The 17107-nt window shown below is 74.1% G+C and carries 13 protein-coding genes and 1 pseudogene; 8 read left to right on the top strand and 6 right to left on the bottom strand.

All coding sequences use genetic code 11. From position 1 onward, the window contains the following. Nucleotides 1-148 precede the first annotated feature (148 nt). Nucleotides 149-574 (bottom strand): hypothetical protein, encoded by a 426-nt coding sequence (locus tag NX794_RS29790; RefSeq protein WP_258782481.1) that lies wholly within the window; start codon nt 572-574, stop codon nt 149-151. Nucleotides 575-682: 108 nt separating this feature from the next. Continuing rightward, complete coding sequence (proP, locus tag NX794_RS29795) at nt 683-2179, bottom strand: glycine betaine/L-proline transporter ProP (RefSeq protein ID WP_258782482.1); 1497 nt, start codon at nt 2177-2179, stop codon at nt 683-685. Between the two features lie 226 nt (nt 2180-2405). Here proP and NX794_RS29800 point away from each other — a divergent pair, with 226 nt between their 5' ends. From NX794_RS29800 to NX794_RS29825, 6 genes are all read left to right on the top strand, one after another. Then, nucleotides 2406-3923, top strand: a complete 1518-nt coding sequence (locus NX794_RS29800) for an MFS transporter (RefSeq protein ID WP_258782484.1) — start codon at nt 2406-2408, stop codon at nt 3921-3923. Nucleotides 3924-4532: 609 nt separating this feature from the next. After that, entirely contained in the window at nt 4533-5807 is a 1275-nt protein-coding gene (locus NX794_RS29805) for an MFS transporter (protein ID WP_258782485.1), read from the top strand. A gap of 17 nt (nt 5808-5824) precedes the next feature. Further along, a complete protein-coding gene (locus NX794_RS29810) occupies nt 5825-7627 on the top strand; it encodes a S9 family peptidase (protein ID WP_258782487.1) in 1803 nt (600 codons plus the stop codon). 59 nt (nt 7628-7686) lie between these two features. Then, nucleotides 7687-7815, top strand: a complete 129-nt coding sequence (locus tag NX794_RS29815) for a hypothetical protein (RefSeq protein ID WP_258782488.1) — start codon at nt 7687-7689, stop codon at nt 7813-7815. Nucleotides 7816-7917: 102 nt separating this feature from the next. Beyond that, complete coding sequence (locus NX794_RS29820; RefSeq protein ID WP_258782489.1) at nt 7918-9837, top strand: RiPP maturation radical SAM C-methyltransferase; 1920 nt, start codon at nt 7918-7920, stop codon at nt 9835-9837. 31 nt (nt 9838-9868) lie between these two features. Continuing rightward, nucleotides 9869-10528, top strand: coding sequence for a DUF5825 family protein (locus NX794_RS29825; RefSeq protein ID WP_258782490.1), 660 nt, complete (start codon nt 9869-9871; stop codon nt 10526-10528). A 117-nt stretch (nt 10529-10645) separates the two neighbouring features. On the opposite strand, the pseudogene NX794_RS29830 reads toward NX794_RS29825, so the two are convergent. Both NX794_RS29830 and NX794_RS29835 read right to left on the bottom strand, forming a co-directional pair. Continuing rightward, nucleotides 10646-10837: pseudogene (locus NX794_RS29830) on the bottom strand (LysR family transcriptional regulator); the annotation flags it as partial. A 57-nt stretch (nt 10838-10894) separates the two neighbouring features. Next, the gene (locus tag NX794_RS29835) at nt 10895-12070 is read right to left on the bottom strand and encodes a S1 family peptidase (protein WP_258782491.1); all 1176 of its coding nucleotides are present in this window, start codon (nt 12068-12070) and stop codon (nt 10895-10897) included. Between the two features lie 282 nt (nt 12071-12352). On the opposite strand from NX794_RS29835, the gene NX794_RS29840 reads away from it, so the two are divergent. Continuing rightward, nucleotides 12353-13981 (top strand): alkaline phosphatase D family protein, encoded by a 1629-nt coding sequence (locus tag NX794_RS29840; protein ID WP_258782494.1) that lies wholly within the window; start codon nt 12353-12355, stop codon nt 13979-13981. A 169-nt stretch (nt 13982-14150) separates the two neighbouring features. Beyond that, nucleotides 14151-16601, top strand: a complete 2451-nt coding sequence (locus NX794_RS29845; RefSeq protein WP_258782495.1) for a SpoIIE family protein phosphatase — start codon at nt 14151-14153, stop codon at nt 16599-16601. On the opposite strand, the gene NX794_RS29850 is transcribed toward NX794_RS29845, so the two are convergent. Both NX794_RS29850 and NX794_RS29855 read right to left on the bottom strand, forming a co-directional pair. Continuing rightward, entirely contained in the window at nt 16576-16836 is a 261-nt protein-coding gene (locus NX794_RS29850) for a hypothetical protein (RefSeq protein ID WP_258782496.1), read from the bottom strand. The genes NX794_RS29845 and NX794_RS29850 overlap by 26 nt on opposite strands. Then, nucleotides 16823-17080: a DUF6400 family protein gene (locus tag NX794_RS29855; RefSeq protein ID WP_258782497.1), complete on the bottom strand. Its 258-nt coding sequence runs from the start codon at nt 17078-17080 to the stop codon at nt 16823-16825. The genes NX794_RS29850 and NX794_RS29855 overlap by 14 nt, the downstream gene beginning before the upstream one ends. Nucleotides 17081-17107: the final 27 nt, after the last annotated feature.

Below are 17107 nucleotides of genomic sequence, written 5' to 3' on the forward strand. Positions count from 1 at the left end.
CCGCAAGGGCGCGGCCAAGGGGGACCGCGGCCCGCGGAGTAGGGGTGTGACAGCGGGGGGTGGGCCGGGGCCCGCCGTACCGGCAGGGACCGCGGTCGCCGACCCGCGGTCCCTGCCGTCACCCGTCGCTCCGGGCCCTGACGGCATGTCAGATACGGCCCTGGGTGAGACGGGTGAGCGGTCCGAACGACCGGCTCCGGCCCCGGCGGCCGAGCGCGTACGACGTCGCGGTCAGCGCGGTCAGGCCCGCGCCCACCCCGGCCGCGATCGCCTTGCGGTGCGCGATCACCGTCCACGCCGTCTTCGCCGTGGTCGCGACCCGTCCGGACGCGGTGATCACCGCCTGGCGTCCCGACTCGACGCCCCGGGCCGCCGTACGGGCCGCGGCGCCGGTCGCCCCGGCCGCCTTCGCGGTCCCGGCCTTCGCCGCGGACGTCGCGTCGTCGGTGGCGGAGACGGCCTTCTTCGCCGCCTGGGAGGCGGGCGCGGTGGCCTTGTCGGCCGCGTCGCGCGCCTTGGCCCCGGTTTCCTTCTGTGCCGTGTTGTTCCGGCTGGTGCCACTGGATTCAGTCATGACCTTCGCGTTGCCCGCACCTGCCTGCGCAAACGTCCGGTCGCCGGGTACTTCGCCCCCGAACTCGTCGTACGGCGGCGGGGTTTCGAGGCGCACGCAGCCGGTGCCTCAGAAGCGGGGCAGCGGCGTCTGGGTCTGGACGATCTCGTCGGCCTCTTCCTGCGTCTCGACCGAGGGCGGCGAGCCGGCCAGCGGCTTGTTGGCGGTCTCCGGCATGCACAGCACGGCGATGACGCCGACGACCGCGGCGGCCGTGGCGTAGTAGGCCGGCATCAGGTTGGTGCCGTAGGCGCTGATCAACGCGGTGATCACCAGCGGGGTGGTGCCGCCGAAGACGGAGGTGGCGAGGTTGTAGGCGACCGAGAGGGAGCCGTAGCGCACGTGCGTGGGGAAGATCGCCGGGAGGGCGGCGGACATCGTCCCCAGCATCGCCACCAAGGAGAGCCCCATCAGCAGCAGGCCGATCGTGATGAGGACGACGCTGCCCTGCCGGATGAGCAGGAAGGCGGGCACGGACAGCAGCAGGAAGCCGAGCATGCCGGTCATCAGCAGCGGCTTGCGTCCGAAGCGGTCGGAGAGCCGGCCGACCTGGTTGATGACGCACATCTGCAGGACCATCACGAGCAGCAGGATCAGCAGTCCGTGGTTGGTGCCGTAGCCGAGTTCGTCGGACAGGTAGGTCGGCATGTACGACAGCAGCATGTAGTCGGTGATGTTGTACGCCGCGACCAGCGCGAGGCACAGCACCAGCGGCCGCCAGTAGCGGGTGAAGATCTTGCCGAGGTCGGCGGCGGCGGAGGTCTCCACGGTGTCGGCGGCCTCGGTGGCCTTGGCCTGGCCGCCCTCCAGCTTCTGGAAGGCGGGTGTCTCGTCCAGCCTCAGCCGCAGGTAGAGGCCGATGAGGCCGAGCGGCGCGGCGACCAGGAAGGGGATGCGCCAGCCCCACTGGAGCATCTGGGAGTCGCTGAGGGCGCTGGTGAGGATCACGACGAGCCCGGAGGCGCCGACGTAGCCGGCGAGGGTGCCGAACTCCAGGAAGCTGCCGAAGTAGCCGCGCCGCTTGTCGGGCGCGTACTCCGCGATGAAGGTCGAGGCGCCTCCGTACTCGCCGCCGGTCGAGAAGCCCTGCACCAGCCGGAACAGGATCAGCAGGGCCGGCGCCCACAGGCCGATGGTGGCGTGCGAGGGGATGAGGCCGATGGCGCAGGTGCCCACCGCCATCATGATCATGGTGATGGAGAGGATGCGCTTGCGGCCGACCTTGTCGCCGAGCGGCCCGAAGACCATGCCGCCGACCGGCCGCACGAGGAAGGCCACCGCGAAGGTGGCGAAGGAGCTGAGCAGTTGGGCGGTGTCGTTCCCGGAGGGGAAGAAGACCTTGCCGAGGGTGGCGGCGAGATAGCTGTAGATGCCGAAGTCGTACCACTCCATGGCGTTGCCGAGGGCGGCCGCCTTGGTGGCGCGTTTGACGGCCGCCTCGTCGGTCACGGTGATGTCGCTGCGGCGCAGCTTCGGGTTGCGCCGGCGTTCGACCGCCCGGAAGAGTATCCGGTGGCGCCGTCGTGCGGCGGGGTCCACCGTCTCGTCGTTCTCGGTCGTCGTCATACCACTGTTCTCTTTCGCCGATCGCTGAGCCACGGTCCACGCCTGCGCAGTTGCCCCGCGTTCAAACTGCCGCCTTCGCCCCGCGTACGAGCCCCTACGCCGAGTGATCATCTTGGCAGGATGACGGTCCGGCCGCCCGGTGAGAGGCTCGACCCCGGGGGTGTGTGCCGTGCCCCGGTGGGGAACTTGGTCCGCCCGGTATGCAGGCCCGGTGAGAGGAGCCCAGGTGACAGCGTCGGCGACGGGTGGCCCCAGCCAGGGCGCACAGCACAGCGAAGACGGTGCCGAGCCGGACCCGCGGCGCTGGCGGGCGCTGTGGGTCACCCTGGTGGCCGGCTTCATGAGCCTGCTGGACGTGACGATCGTCGCGGTGGCGCTGCCCACCATCCAGCGCGACCTGGGCGCCTCCCCCGCGCAGGTGCAGTGGGTGGTGTCCGGGTACGCGCTCACCTTCGCCCTCGCGCTGGTCACCGCCGGGCGGCTGGGCGACGCGCTGGACCGGCGCCGGATCTTCCTGCTCGCCCTGAGCGGTTTCGTGCTGTGCAGCGCGGCCTGCGGGGCGGCGCCGGACATCACGCTGCTGGTCGTGGCCCGGCTGGCGCAGGGCCTCGCCGCCGGTTTCATGGCGCCGCAGAACTCCGCGCTGATCCAGCAGATGTTCCGGGGCGCCGAGCGCGGCCGTGCCTTCGGTTTCTTCGGTGCGACCGTCGGGATCTCCTCGGCCGCCGGGCCCATCACCGGCGGCGCGATCCTCGCCCTGGCCTCGGGCCCGCAGGGCTGGCGGTGGATCTTCTACGTCAACGTCCCGATCGGCATCCTCGCGGTCCTCCTCGGCCGCCGGCTGCTGCCCCGGCTCAGCCGCTCCGGCCGGGGGCACGTGGACGTGCCCGGGGTGCTGCTCCTCGGCCTCGGGGTGCTGGCGCTGATGTACCCCCTGGTGCAGGCGGACTCCGGCGGTCTGACGCGGCTGTGGTGGCTGTTCCCGGTCGGCGCCGTGATCCTCGTCGGCTTCGTCCAGTGGCAGCGGCGTCTGGTCGCCAAGGGAACGCAGCCGCTGCTGGACCCCCGGCTGTTCAGCACGGTGCGCGGGTACGCCGTCGGTGCCGGGGTCGGCACTCTGTACTTCATCGGCTTCAGCGGTGTCTGGCTGGTGTTCGCCCTGTTCTACCAGCGCGGTCTCGGCTTCTCCCCGCTGAAGTCCGGTCTCGCGGTGACGCCCTTCGCGGTGGGTTCGGCCATCGCGGCCGTGGTCGCCGGCCGTCTGGTGGAGCGGTTCGGGCGGCTGCTCACCGTGTGCGGTCTGACCGGCGTGATCGTCGGCATCGGCGGGACGGCGACGCTGCTGCGGCTCGCGCCGCTGGGTAGCGCCCCGTGGCTGGCCGCGCCGCTGCTCTTCCTCGGCGGTGTGGGCGGCGGTTTCGTGGTCTCGCCGAACATCACCATGACGCTGCGGGACGTGCCGGTGCGCATGGCGGGCGCGGCGGGCGGCGCCCTGCAGACCGGGCAGCGGCTCGGCGCGGCGGTGGGCACGGCCGCGCTGCCGGGCCTCTTCTACGTGGTGCTCGGCAGGTCGCACGACTACCGCGGCGCCCTCGTCACGGCGCTGGCCGCCGCCCTGGTCGGCATGCTGGCGTCGCTGGCACTGGCGACGTTCGACTGGGGACGGGACCGCCGCAAGCGCGATCCGCACCACAAGTGCCCCGAGGAGGTCGCGAACAGCCCGGTGCACGCCCGCCAGAACTGACCGGGACCGCCTCTGCCGGTGTGCGGGTGATCGTCCTTGGGTATCCGTTGGGGCGCGTTGTCGGCCAAAGTGAAACTGCCACCGGCCCGGTCGCCGGGCGGCCCACGGCCCGCCACCGGCGGCGCACCCGGTTCGCTCGCGTCGGCGGCCTTTTCCCGTAACGCAACGCCGGAATGCGGGCTTCCACGGAGGTCCGTCCCGATCCGCCCGCTACCGTCCGGGCGTGCGGCCCTCGCCGGTCCGGACCACGGCGGAGCGGAGCGACGGAGATCGGCCACCGCGGCGGGGCGGAGCGGCGGAGATCGGCCAGGTGCGCTATCGCGAAGTGCGGCGCTCCCGCCCGCCGGACCGCGACCGGAGCCGGTGCGGCGAGAAGCACCCGGCAGAGGCCAGACGACTGTCGGCCATCTTCGCTCACGGCCGGTGACCCGTGGAGGTCTCCAGGCCCTTGTTCCCCTCACACCGGGGTGATTAGGCTCCGGCACGCTTTCGCACTTCGCACACATTTTCCCCACATGGCAGCTCGGTCGTCCGGAGCGCCGTGTGGTTCCGCATGCCTCCGCCGTCGACCGCGGTGGCGGCCGGCCGGGCGTTCAGGGGGTGGGGCACATGGAAGCGTCGGACGTACCGCTGCGCACCGGTGGCCAGTCGCCCCCGGCCGAGCCGGCACGGCCGGAGGCCGGCAGCCGCCGCGACACCGCCGTGCTGTGGTGCACCAACGCCCTCGACGGACTCGGCAGTCAGGCCTCCGGCCTCGTCCTGCCGCTGCTGCTGCTCGACCTCGGGCACGGCCCCGGCACCGCGGGCGGGTTCGCCGGTGTCTGCGCGCTCGCCGGGGTACTGCTGGGACCGCTGGTCGCGGTGCCGGCCGACCGGGGGCACCGGCGTGCCTTGATGACCGGGACGGCGGTGCCGGCGGCGCTCGCGATGGCGGGGCTCGCCCTCGCCTGCCTCGGGCCCGGGCGTCCGCCGCTGTGGCTGCTGCTGGGTCTGGCCCTGGTCGAGCGGCTGTGCTCGACGGCGTACGAGGCGGCGGCGCGCGGCACCCTGTCGCGGCTGGCGTCGGAGCACGACCTGCCGCGCGCCGTGGCCGGTCTCCAGGCGGGCGATCACGCGGCCCTCGTCCTGGGACCGGCGCTGGGCGGCGCCCTGTTCGGTATCGCCCGCTTCCTGCCGTTCGCCGCCGACGCGGTCACCTACGCCGTGACGGCCCTCGGCACCCGGGCCATCCGCACCCCCCTCGACACCCCCGAAGGTCCCCCTCCGCGCGCGTTCACCGGTGACCTGCGCTCCGGACTGGCCGTGGTGCTCCGCTCGCCCGTCCTGCGTCTGGTGCTGTGCTGGTCGTCGGTGGCGAGCGGGGTGCTCGGCCTGCTGTTCTACACCGCGGTCTTCGTGCTGGGCGGCGACTCGGGCAGTACCGTGACCGGCGGGGTGCTCGCGGCCTCCGGGGGCGCGGGGCTGGCCGGTTCGCTGGTGGCGGCACGCGTCGTACGGCGGCTGGGCGCGCACCGGGCGCTGACGGCGGCCACCTGGCTGCTGCTGCCGCCGTGCGCCGCGCTGGCGGTGGCCGAGGGGCCGTGGGTGTGGGCGCTGTGCTTCTCGGTGATGTGCGCGCTGCTGCCGGTGGTCACCGTCGTCCTCGGTACGGCGGCCGTACTCGCCGCGCCCCGCGAGGCGCAGGCCAGGGCCGGTGCCGTGCTGGCCGCGGGCTCGGCGGTGAGCGCCGCCGCGGCCCCGTTGTGCGCGGCCCTGCTGGTGGATCGGGGCGGGGGCCGGGCGGCGGCCCTGGGCGCCGGCGCCGTACTGGCGGTGCTGGCGCTGCACACCCGGCTCCGGGCACGTGCGGTGCTGCGCCCGGCCGGCTCGGGAGGCCGGCCGTGAACCCGGGGGCGGTGGGCGTGTCCCCCGACGGAGCGGGCCCCGGCCGGCCCTATCAGGTGTTCGTCGCCGCGCTGCCCGACGTCTGCCCGGGTGACCGGCGGCGCATGGTGTTCACCGCGGACGCCGACGGCCGCTGCGAGGTCTTCACCTGGGACGCCGGGTCCCGGCGGGCGCGGCAGGTGTCGGTCAGCCGTACGGGCACCGTGCACCGGGCCATCGACGCCGACGGGTACGTGTGGTGGTTCGACGAGGACGCGGCGGGGCGGGGCCGCTGGTGGTACCGGCACTTCGACGGCGGCCCCCGGCTGCCGGGACTGCCCGGCGCCCCGGCCGGCCTGCCCCGGGGGCTGGCGGTGACGGCGGACGGGACGGTGGCCGCGGCCGTCGCCCTGGACCGGCGGACCGTGGTGCTGGTGGGCCACCGGGGCCGGGTGCCGCGCGAGGTGCCGCACCCGTCCCGCGCGGGCCGGCTGGGCGGGCTGAGCGCCGACGGGACGCTGATCGCGCTGGCGTCGTCGGCCGACGACGAGGCGGCCGTCACGGTCCTCACCCCGCGGGGCCGCACCGTGGCCACGCTGCCCGGCCCCGGGCTGTGGTGCCAGGGCTTCTCCCCGCTGCCCGGACACCGCGAACTGCTGCTCGTACGGGATCTCGGCGACCGGTACGCACTGGCCACCTGGACGCCCGGGGACGGGCTGCGCACCCACCCCTGGTGCGCGTTCGGCACCGAGATCAGCGCCCGCTGGTACCCGGACCGGCGCGAGGTGCTGGTCCGGCAGGACCGCCACGGCCGCTCCCTGCTGCACCGCGTGTCCCTCGCCGCCCGGCGCCGCACCCCGGTCCCCACCCCGGCCGGCACTTTGCTGGACGCGGCGCCCCGGACGGCCGGCGCCGTCGACTACCTGTGGACCACCACCGCGCACCGGCCGGTGCCGCGCGCCACGGACGGCGTCGACCTGCCGCCCACCGGGCCGCGGGTCGTGGTCCCCGGCCGGCACACCGACCGCTGGACGCCGACGGCGTGGGGCCGCGTGCACTCCCTGCTGAGCCTGCCCGAACCGGCCGGCGGCGGCGCGCCGCCGCCGGCCGTGTTCCTGGTGCACGGCGGTCCGGCCGACCACGACCGGGACGCCTACGACGGCACCGTGCACTCCCTGGTCGCCTCGGGCTACGCGGTGGTCCGCGTCAACTACCGGGGCTCCACGGGGTACGGGCCGCGCTGGCGGGGAGCCTTCCCGGCCGGTGTCGGGCACACCCAGACCGAGGACCTGGACGCGGTACGGGCCGACCTGGTGTCCGCCGGGCTGATCGCCGGTGACGCGACCGCCCTGTGGGGCGTGTCCTGGGGCGCCTATCTGGTGCTGCTCGCCCTCGGCCGCAGCCCCGGGCGGTGGCAGGCCGGCGTCGCCGTCAAACCGGTCGCCGACTGGGCCGCCGCGCACCGGGCCACCACACCGGCGCTGCGGGCGCTGGACGTGCGGATGTTCGGCGGCACCCCGGACGAGGTGCCCGAGCGGTACGCCGCCAGCTCGCCGCTGACCTACGCCGCCGCGGTGACGGCTCCGCTGCTCGTCGTCGGCGCCCTCCACGACACCAAGTGCCCGCCCGGACAGATCCGTTCCTATCTCGACGCGCTCACCGCGGCGGGCGTGCCGCACGAGGCGATGTGGCTCGACACCGGGCACGACGGCTACGACGGCGCGGCACATGTCGCCGTACTGCGGCGTTCCCTGGCCTTTCTCCGCGCGCGGCTGCCCGAACCGGCGCGCCGCGCCCCCGGACGTCCGCCGGCACCCGCCGGAGGGCCCCGGCCCCGCTGAGGCCACAGCGGGACCGGGTGTGCACAGCACCACCCCACTCACAGAAACGGAGAAGCACCGTGCAGAAGGACATCATCCACAACGACCCGCTCGCGGGCGACGAGCAGAACCGCAAGCCGGGCATCGGCATCACCATCACCGTCCCGTTCCGCAACGCGGACGAGGGCGGCGACGACACCGAGGAGTGACCCACGGTCCGGCCGGCCCGCAGTGCCGCGGGCCGGCCGGGCTCACCGCCCCCGCCGACCGTCCGCCCACGCCCTCTCCACGCGTTCCCCAAGGAGCCGTCCGTGCGTGTTCTCCTCCTCAACATGCCCTGGTCGCCCATCGATCTGCCGTCCCTGGCGCTGGGCATCCTCAAACGCAGCGTCGACGAACGCGTCCCGGGCGCGTCGTGCGACGTGCTGCACGCCAACCTGGAGTTCACCGACTGGATCACCCGCCGCACCGGGTTCAGTGCCGAGGACTACGAGTACTACGCGCTCTCCTCCTACTTCCTCGGCTGCGGCGACTGGGTGTTCTCCAGCGCCCTGTACGACGACCCGGCCTGGAAGGAGGCCGAGTTCACCGAGGTGATGTCGGGCCGGCTGCGCTCCTCGCGGATGCGCATGACCCGGGAACTGCACGCCGTCGTACCGGAGTTCGTGGAGATGATCGCCGAGCGGGTGGCCGCCCTGGCACCCGATGTCGTGGGGCTGACCTCGACGTTCCAGCAGAACACGGCGGCCCTGGCGGCGGCCCGGCACATCAAGCGGCTGGCCCCCGGGATCGTGACGGTCATGGGCGGCGCCAACTGCGACGCCGAGCAGGGCGCGGCGGTGCACCGGAACTTCCCCTTCGTGGACTTCGTGGTGCGCGGTGAGGGCGAGGACGCGTTCCCCCGGCTCCTGGAGGCGGTGCGCGACGGCACGCTCGACGAGGCGGCCGCCTCGATCCCGGGACTGTGCCACCGTACGGACGGCGTCCCGGCCGCCAATCCGATGCCGAGCGGTCCACTGCCGCCGGCCGCGATCCTGCCGCCGGACTACAGCGGCTACTTCGAGCGGCTCGCGGGCTCGGTGGCCCGCAACTGGGTGGAGCCGAAGCTGGTGGTCGAGGGCGCGCGGGGCTGCTGGTGGGGGGAGAAGCACCACTGCACGTTCTGCGGGCTGAACGGCTCGTTCATGGAGTTCCGCAGCAAGAGCCCGGACACCTTCTACCGGGAGATCATGGACCTGGCCGAGCGGCACCGGGTGCTCGACATGTACGTCGTCGACAACATCCTGGACATGCGGTACCTGTCCACCGTGCTGCCCCGGATCATCGACAGCGGCTACGACCTGCGCATGCACATCGAGATCAAGGCGAACATGCGGCGCCCGCAGCTCCAGGTGCTCGCCGACGCCGGGCTGATCTACGTGCAGCCGGGCATCGAAAGCCTCAACAGCAGGGTGCTGGACCTGATGGACAAGGGGGTCAGCGGCTGCCAGAACGTGCGGATGCTGCGGGACGCGGCCGAGACCGGCCTGTCGGTGTCCTGGAACTACCTGCACGGCTTCCCGGGCGAGACGGCCGAGGACTACGAGCCGGTGATCCGCCAACTGCCCGCCCTTGAGCACCTGAACCCACCGGTCGACCAGTCGGCGCGGATCGCGATCGAGCGCTTCAGCCCCTACTTCAACCGGCCCGAGCTGGGCTTCACGGGCCTGCGCCCGGAGGAGCACTACCTCTTCACCTACGACCTGCCCGAGAGCGAACTGCACGACCTGGCCTATGTGTTCCAGGCACCGGAACGCGGCATCGGCGAGGACACGGTGACCCGGCTGAACGACGGCATCGTCACGTGGAAGAAGCACCACACCGACGCCCGGCTCACCCACACCGACCTCGGCGACGAGATCGTGCTCGTCAGCCGGCGGCACGCCTTCGCGTGGCGGACGATACGGCTGGCCGACCCGTTCCAGGTCGCGCTGTTCCGCCTCCTCGACCAGCCGCACTCCCCCGCCGCCCTGCACCGCAAGGCCACGGCCGGCCCCGCGTTCGCCGACCGCACGCCGGAGCAGGTGCGGGCCCTGCTCGACGAGTGGACGGAGCTGGGCATCACGTTCACCGACGCCGGCCAGTACGTCCACCTCGCGCCCGCCTCCGTCAACCAGGACCTGCTGCGCCTGGACTACATGCACCACGTGCACTCCCGCCCGGCGCCCGAACCGGCCCCCGCGCTGTCCTGAGGCCCCACCCCGCCCTTCCCGAGGAGCCGCCATGGCACCCAGCACCCCGCCCCCGGCCGTCCTGGCCTGGCGCGACCACGACACCGAGGCCCGGTCGCTGCCGGGCATGTCCCTGGGCCGCATCCCGCTCGGCACCGAGGCCGCCACCGCCGAGCGGCTGTGGGCGATGGGCACCCGCCGGGCCGAACTGGAAGGCCCCGTGGACCTCGTGGCACCCGGCCCGGAGGCCGCCCGGGCCGCGCTCGACCGGCTCCGCCTGATCCGCGACCTGACCGCGCGCGCCGTCCAGGTCGACTGGGACCTGCGGCTGCCCGAGGACCACGCCGACCAGGTCTGGAAGGTGCTGTCCCACCTGCAACCGCCCCGTGACCTCACCGGGCCCAGCGACCCGGCCACCGCGCTGCACGCCTGGCGCACCCGGCACTACCTCTGCAAGCTGGTGTGGCGTCAGGGCCCCGGCTTCCTCCAGATCCGCGACCGGCGCTGGGGCGACCTGCGCCGCTTCACCGCGGACGACCCCCGCTACCCGGACGCGGTCACCCGTCTCGGCCAGGGCTGCCACCACACGGACGTCCCGGCCGACATCCTGGCGGAGCTGACCGAGGAGCACCTGGTCCTCCGGGTGGACACCCTCGCCTGGTGGCTGCCGTACCGCGTGACCCGCTGGCTCCAGGAGGCCATGGCCATCTAGGCCGTTCCCCTCGGAGCAGCGGCGGGGGCCACCCGGTGACCGAGTAAGAGCGGACGTCGGCGTCGACGATGAGGTACGCGTCGCGGAGGGCGCGTCCCGCGACCAGGACTCCGGGATCTCCCGGGTCAGTCCCCCGCAGCGCCGGCCGCGCCGCGCGACGGGCACGCCCAGCTCGTGCTCCGGTCTGCGGATCGCCGCCGGCAGTGCGGGCTGGGAGACATGGCAGGCATGGCAGGCGGCTGCCGCGCGGGCGAAGTGGCGTTCTCGGGCGAGCGCGACGAGGTACTCCAGGCGGCGCGGCAGCAGCATGCACGGCCGGAGGGGCCCCGTGCGCACGGGGCCCCGGGTGCGTGACGGAACGAACGGTCAGCCGGTGTAGGTGTGCAGGGTCAGGCCGTAGCGGCCGAGGATCTCGTTGATCGGCTGGAACCAGGTCTCGCCGCCGCTGGAGCAGTTGCCCCAGCCGCCCGAGGTGGTGCCCTGTGCCTGGTCGCCGGTGATGAACGAGCCGCCGGAGTCGCCCGGTTCGGCGCAGGCGCTCGTCCTGGTGAGCTGGTGCACCGCGCCCTGGCTGTAGTTGACGGTCTCGTTCAGCGCGAGCACGGTCCCGCAGTGCCAGTGCGAGGTCGAGCCCGACCGGCAGACGGAGGAGCCGACGGGCGCCACCGCCGAGCCGCGCACGAGCTGGTCGGACACGGTGCCCCAGCCGAGCACGACCGGAACCGTCCACCAGCCGCTGCCGACGCTCACCCAGGCGTAGTCGTTGTCCGGGAACGAGGAGCCCTGGAAGGTGCCGATGTAGGAGCCGTCCCAGCCGCTCACCCCGGCGCCGGGCTGTCCGCAGTGCCCGGCGGTCACGAAGCCGCCGTACACCGAGAACCCGATGGAGCAGCGGACGTTGCCCGTGTAGTAGGGGTCGCCGCCGACCGTGCCCGCGGCCAGGGTGCGGGGTGCGTCGGCGACGGTCTTCACGGTGACGGGGCCGCTCTCGCGGACCTTGGCCAGGAAGCGCTGGACATCGTTGTCAGAGCGGTCCTCCCGGACGATGTCCACGACGACCTTGTTCGCCTTCGCGTCGACGTGCCAGCCGCTGATCCCGGACGGCGCCGAGAGGCGGTCCAAGCGGCTTTTCACGGAGTCGAGTCGACGGGCGGAGTGGCGGGCGGTGCGGACGTCGGCGCCGGCCGCGTCGAGCGCCCGGCGGGTCGCGGCCGGAGCGTCGGCGGTGACGGCCACCGTCAGGCGTCCGCTGCGGGCGTCGAACCAGGAGCCCGCGTAGGCCGCCCCGGCGATCCGGCGGGCCTTCGGGTCGAGCGCCGTGGCGGTCTTCTCGTCCGCGAGCCGCGCCTCGGCCTGCTCGGGGGTCAGGCCGAAGTCGTGCCGCATGGCCGTGAGGATGCCGTCCGAGGCGGGCCTGGCCGACACGTCGCGGTGGGCGGGGGCGGATCCGGTCGCCGAGGCGGGGAAGGCCGCCGCCGCGCCCAGTCCGCCGACGACCAGGAGTCCGGCCAGCGCGGCATGCGCGAGTCTTCTGCGTCTCATGGGGGTTGCCCTTCGTCGTTCCAGGGGTGGGGGTGGAACAGCCGATGATGAGAGCGCTCTCACGTGTGGCGGGGCAGAGCCTAGTCACCCATGGACGTCAGGTCCATGCCAATGCACGGAATCGCGGGCACGAATCGCCCCACGGCGCCACCGGTCGGCGCGCCTTCGGCCCCCGCTCGCCGGCCGGGCACGGGACCGGCATCCCGCTGCGCCGGCCCCGCCCCCCTGTCCCCGCCACCCGCCTCTTCCGTACCGTACGGTGCGACGGAGGAGGTTGATCCCGTGGCCGAACTGCGCCTGGGTCCGCTGCTGAGGTACAACGACGGGGCGTCCGCGACCGTCTGGGTCGAGACGAGCCGGCCGTGCGCCGCCGAGGTGCGCTGCTCCGACGGCTCGGGCGGCATCGCCCACACCTTCCAGGTGGCCGGGCACCACTACGCCCTCGTCACGGTGAGCGGGCTGCGGCCGGGCAGCGCGCCGTCGTACGAGGTGTTCCTGGACGGCGGCGCGGTGTGGCCGCCGCCCGACTCGCGCTTCCCGCCCTCCGTGATCCGCTCCCGGTCCGACGCGGACGACGTGCGGGTCGCCTTCGGCTCCTGCCGCTGGGCCGCTCCCCCGGCCGACGGCAAGGACCCGGTCGGCGCGGACGCGCTGGACGCCCTCGCGACCCGGCTGGCGGCGGCCCCCGAGGCCGAACGCCCCGACGTGCTCCTGCTGCTGGGCGACCAGGTCTACGCCGACGAGACCTCGGAGCCGACCCGGCGGTGGCTGGCCGCCCGCCGCGACCTGGCCGAGCCCCCGGGCGGCCAGGTCGCCGACTATGAGGAGTACTGCCACCTCTACTACGAGTCCTGGCTCGACCCCGAGGTGCGCTGGCTGCTGTCCACCGTGCCCACGTGCATGGTCTTCGACGACCACGACCTCATCGACGACTGGAACACCTCCGCCGCCTGGCTGGCCGGCGTGCGCGCCACCGGCTGGTGGCAGGAGCGGCTGCTGAGCGGCCTGATGTCGTACTGGGTGTACCAGCACCTGGGCAACCTCTCCCCGGGCGAACTCGCCGCCGACCCTGTGTACGCCGAGGTGTGCGCGACCCCGGACGGCACCGCCGCGCTGCGCGCCCTCGCCGCGCGGGCCGACACCGATCCCGCCTCGGTCCGCTGGAGCTACCGGCGCGACTTCGGCCGGGTCCGGCTGGTGATGGTGGACTCGCGGGCCGCCCGGGTGCTCCGGGAGGACCGCCGGGCCATGCTGGATCCGGCCGAGCGGGACTGGGTGCGCGAGCAGCTGCTGGCCGGTGCGGGGTCGTACGACCATCTGCTGGTCGGCACCTCCCTGCCCTGGCTGCTGCCGCATCTGGTGGACGACGCCGAGCGCTGGGACGCGGCCCTGTGCGCCGGGGAGCGCGGCGGACGCTGGGCCGCGTTCGGGGAGCGGGTGCGCCAGGGGGCCGACCTGGAGCACTGGGCCGCCTTCCCGGACTCCTTCGCCGATCTCGCCGCGCTGCTCGCCGAGGCCGGTTCGGCGGGACCGGCGAGCGTGTGCGTGCTCTCCGGGGACGTGCACCACGGCTATCTCGCCGAGGCGTCCTGGCCGGCCGGCGGACCCGGCGCGAAGGTCGTGCAGCTCACCTGCTCGCCCGTGCACAACTCGGTGCCGCTGTCGATACGGCTCGGCTTCCGCTTCGGCTGGAGCGCCCCGGCCCGGCTGCTGGGCCGGCTCCTGGCCCGGCACGGCCGTTGCCCCGCGCCGCCCGTGAAGTGGCGCAAGCGGGGCGGACCGTGGTTCGGCAACCAGCTCATGACCCTCACGCTGCGCGGACGTTCGGCCCGGCTGCGCCTGGAACGGGCCGCCGCCGACGGCACACTGAGCACCCTGGACGAGCGTGAACTGACGAGCGGTCAGAACTGAGACGCGCTCCGGCGTCGAGGCCCGGGGGCACACTCCCGTCTCCCGCCGCCGGCGTCCCCGGCATATGCCGTCGGGCAGCGGCGGCGATCATGACCCGGCGCGGCGACACTTCGAGTGGCGTGTGAGACCGTGGTGCAAGGAGAATCCGCCCGCGGACGGGGCCGACACGATGGGTCTCAGGGAAACGGCCAAGGACAACCGGGGCGATCCGTACGGCATCACGTCGGCCGCCGTCGTCCTGGTGGACGGGCACGGCACGATCCGCCACTGGAGCGCAGGGGCCGAGGAACTGCTGGGGTACCCGGCGCCCGAGGTGCTGGGGCGGGACGCCGCGTCCCTGCTGTCGGGTGAGGTGTCCGCCGCGACCGCGCTGTCCGGGGCCCGGCCGGCCGGGGCCGGCCGGGAGGGCCGGGTCACCCTGCGCCATCGCGACGGCCGGGGCGTGCCGGTGGCCGTGCGGGCCTGCCCGCTGAGCGCGGCCGAGGGCACCGGCTGGCTGGCCGTCGCCTGCGACGTCGCCGCCTCGCACCGGTGGGAGCTGGACCAGGCGGTGGCGCGCGCCCTGCTGGAGGAGTCCGGGATCGGGATCGGCGTCCTCGACACCGGGCTGCGGCTGCGGTGGGCGAACCGGACGCTGGCGGCGATGGACGGCCTGCCGGAGGCGGCCGGAACGGCCGGTCCGCCGGAGTCGGTCCGGTTGCCGCCCTGGGCGGACTCGCAGGCCCGGCAGGTGCTCGTGTGGGGACGGGCCGCCCCGGCCCTGGAGCACGTCGTGCCGCCGCCCGGCATGCCCCGCCGGAGCACCCCCGACCACCTGAGGGTCCGGTCGTCGTTCCCGCTGCGCGACGGCGCGGGCGAGACGCTGGGCGTGTGCCACACAGCCGTGGAGTTCACCGCCCGGGACCGGGCCCGCGAGCGCCTCGCGCTGGTCAACGAGGCGGCACAGCGCATCGGCACCACGCTGGACCTGGACCGCACCGTGCGGGAACTGGCGGAGGTGCTGATGCCGCGGCTCGCCGACTTCGTCGCGATCGACCTCTTCCACGACGTCGCCGCGGCCCAGGACCTCGCCCCCGGACCGGTGGGCCACGGCGTCCTGGAGCGGGTGGCGCATCTGTCGGTCCGCGGGAACACCCCGGAGGCGGTCGTGCCCCTGGGCGGCCCGGCGCGGTACCCGTCGAAGTCCCCGCAGCACCGCTGTCTGACCACCGGCCGGCCGATCCGGGACCCGGTGGTGGACCCGACGACCTGGTGGCTGACCGGTGACCCGCAGCGCATGGCCAAACTGGGCGAGCTGGGCGTGCACACACACCTGGTCGTACCACTGCGGGCGCGCGGCGTGACGATGGGCGTGGTCACCCTGATGCGCTGGGAGAACCAGGCCCCCTTCGACGAGGACGACCTGCTGCTCGTGGAGGAGCTGGTGGCCCGCGCCGCGGTGTGCGTGGACAACGCCCGGCGCTATGTGCGCGAGCACAATGCCGCCCTCGCCCTCCAGACCAGCCTGCTGCCGCCGGACCTTCCCGACCACTGCGCCGTCGAGGTCGCCTACCGCTATCTGCCCGCCGACGCCGATGCCGGGGTGGGCGGCGACTGGTTCGACGTGATCCCGCTGTCCGGTGCCCGGGTCGCGCTGGTCGTCGGGGACGTCGTCGGCCACGGCATCCACGCCGCCGCCAGCATGGGCCGGCTGCGCGCGGCCGTGCAGACCCTCGCCGACCTGGACCTGCCGCCCGAGGAAGTGCTCGCCCGCGTGGACGATCTGGTGCTGCGCCTGGCGGACGAGGCGGAGGCGTCCGCGGAGGGTCCGATGGTGGTCGGCGCGACCTGTGTGTACGCCGTCTACGACCCGGTCTCGCGCAGGCTCTGCGTGGCGCGTGCCGGACACCCCACGCCGGCCGTCGCCCACCTCAGCGAGCCCGTCGAACTGCCCGACATCCCCGCCGGCCCCCCGCTGGGACTGGGCGGCCTGCCCTTCGAGTCCGCCGAGATCGAATTGGAGGAGGGCAGTGTCGTCGCCCTGTACACCGACGGTCTGATCGAGGCGTCGGACCGTGACGTCGACATCGGCTTCGAGCGGCTGTGCTTCGCCCTGGCCCATCCGGACCGGCCGCTGGAGGGGATCTGCGACACGATGATCCGCATCCTGCTGCCGGACCACCCGCGCGACGACGTCGCCTTCCTCGTCGCCCGCACCCGCGCCCTGCCGTCCGACCGGGTGGCGACCTGGGAGGTGCCCGCCGATCCCCGGGCGGTGCACGACGCGCGTGAGCGGGCCGCACGGCAGCTGACCGCGTGGGGACTGGCGGAGGCCGCGTTCACCACGGAGCTGATCGTGAGCGAGCTGGTCACCAACGCCCTCAACCACGCCGCCGGGCCGATCCGGCTGCGGCTGATCCACGAGCGGGTCCTGATCTGCGAGGTCTCCGACAGCAGCAACACCTCGCCCCGCCTGCGCCGGGCCGGGAACACCGACGAGGGCGGGCGTGGCCTGTTCCTGGTCGCCCAGGTCGCCCAGCGCTGGGGCACCCGCTACACGGCCGCCGGCAAGACGATCTGGACCGAGCAGCAGCTGCCCGGCGGCCCGCCCCCGGTCAGTCCGGCCGGCGGCGGCCGGTGACGGTGCGGTGCCGGCGGGCGCGGGTGGCGCCGAAGCCCGTCTCGTGATCCCAGACGTGGGTGCACGTGGGGCACTGGAGGTGCAGCAGACTGCCGGTGTTGGACAGCAGGTAGCGCCAGTGGTCGGTGCACCGGCGCCGCTCCTCGCAGGGGGCACAGCCGCGGTGGTCCCGGCAGTTCGGGCAGGTCACCCAGGCGCGGCGGCCGATGTCGGCCTGCGGGTCAAGCGGCAGCACGGCCGTCCCCGCGCCGCGGCAGGACACCGGCCTCGACCAGCGTGTCGTAGATCCGCTGCTGTTCGGCGTCCAGGTTCGAGTACAGCAGGTCGTACGCCTCCTCCTCGCCGCGCAGCACCTCGACGGGGTCCCAGCCGGGGCCGAGCGCGTCCATGACATGCGCCCGCCGGACCATCTCGTGGTGGGTGAGATCGACCGCGAAGTCGACCGGCTCGGGGGAAGGGGTTCGGTCATCGGGGGACATATGACCGAACTTAGGGTGCCCTTCCCC

Origin of the sequence: Streptomyces pyxinicus, assembly GCF_024753135.1 — a bacterium.
Lineage (GTDB): Bacteria > Actinomycetota > Actinomycetes > Streptomycetales > Streptomycetaceae > Streptomyces > Streptomyces pyxinicus.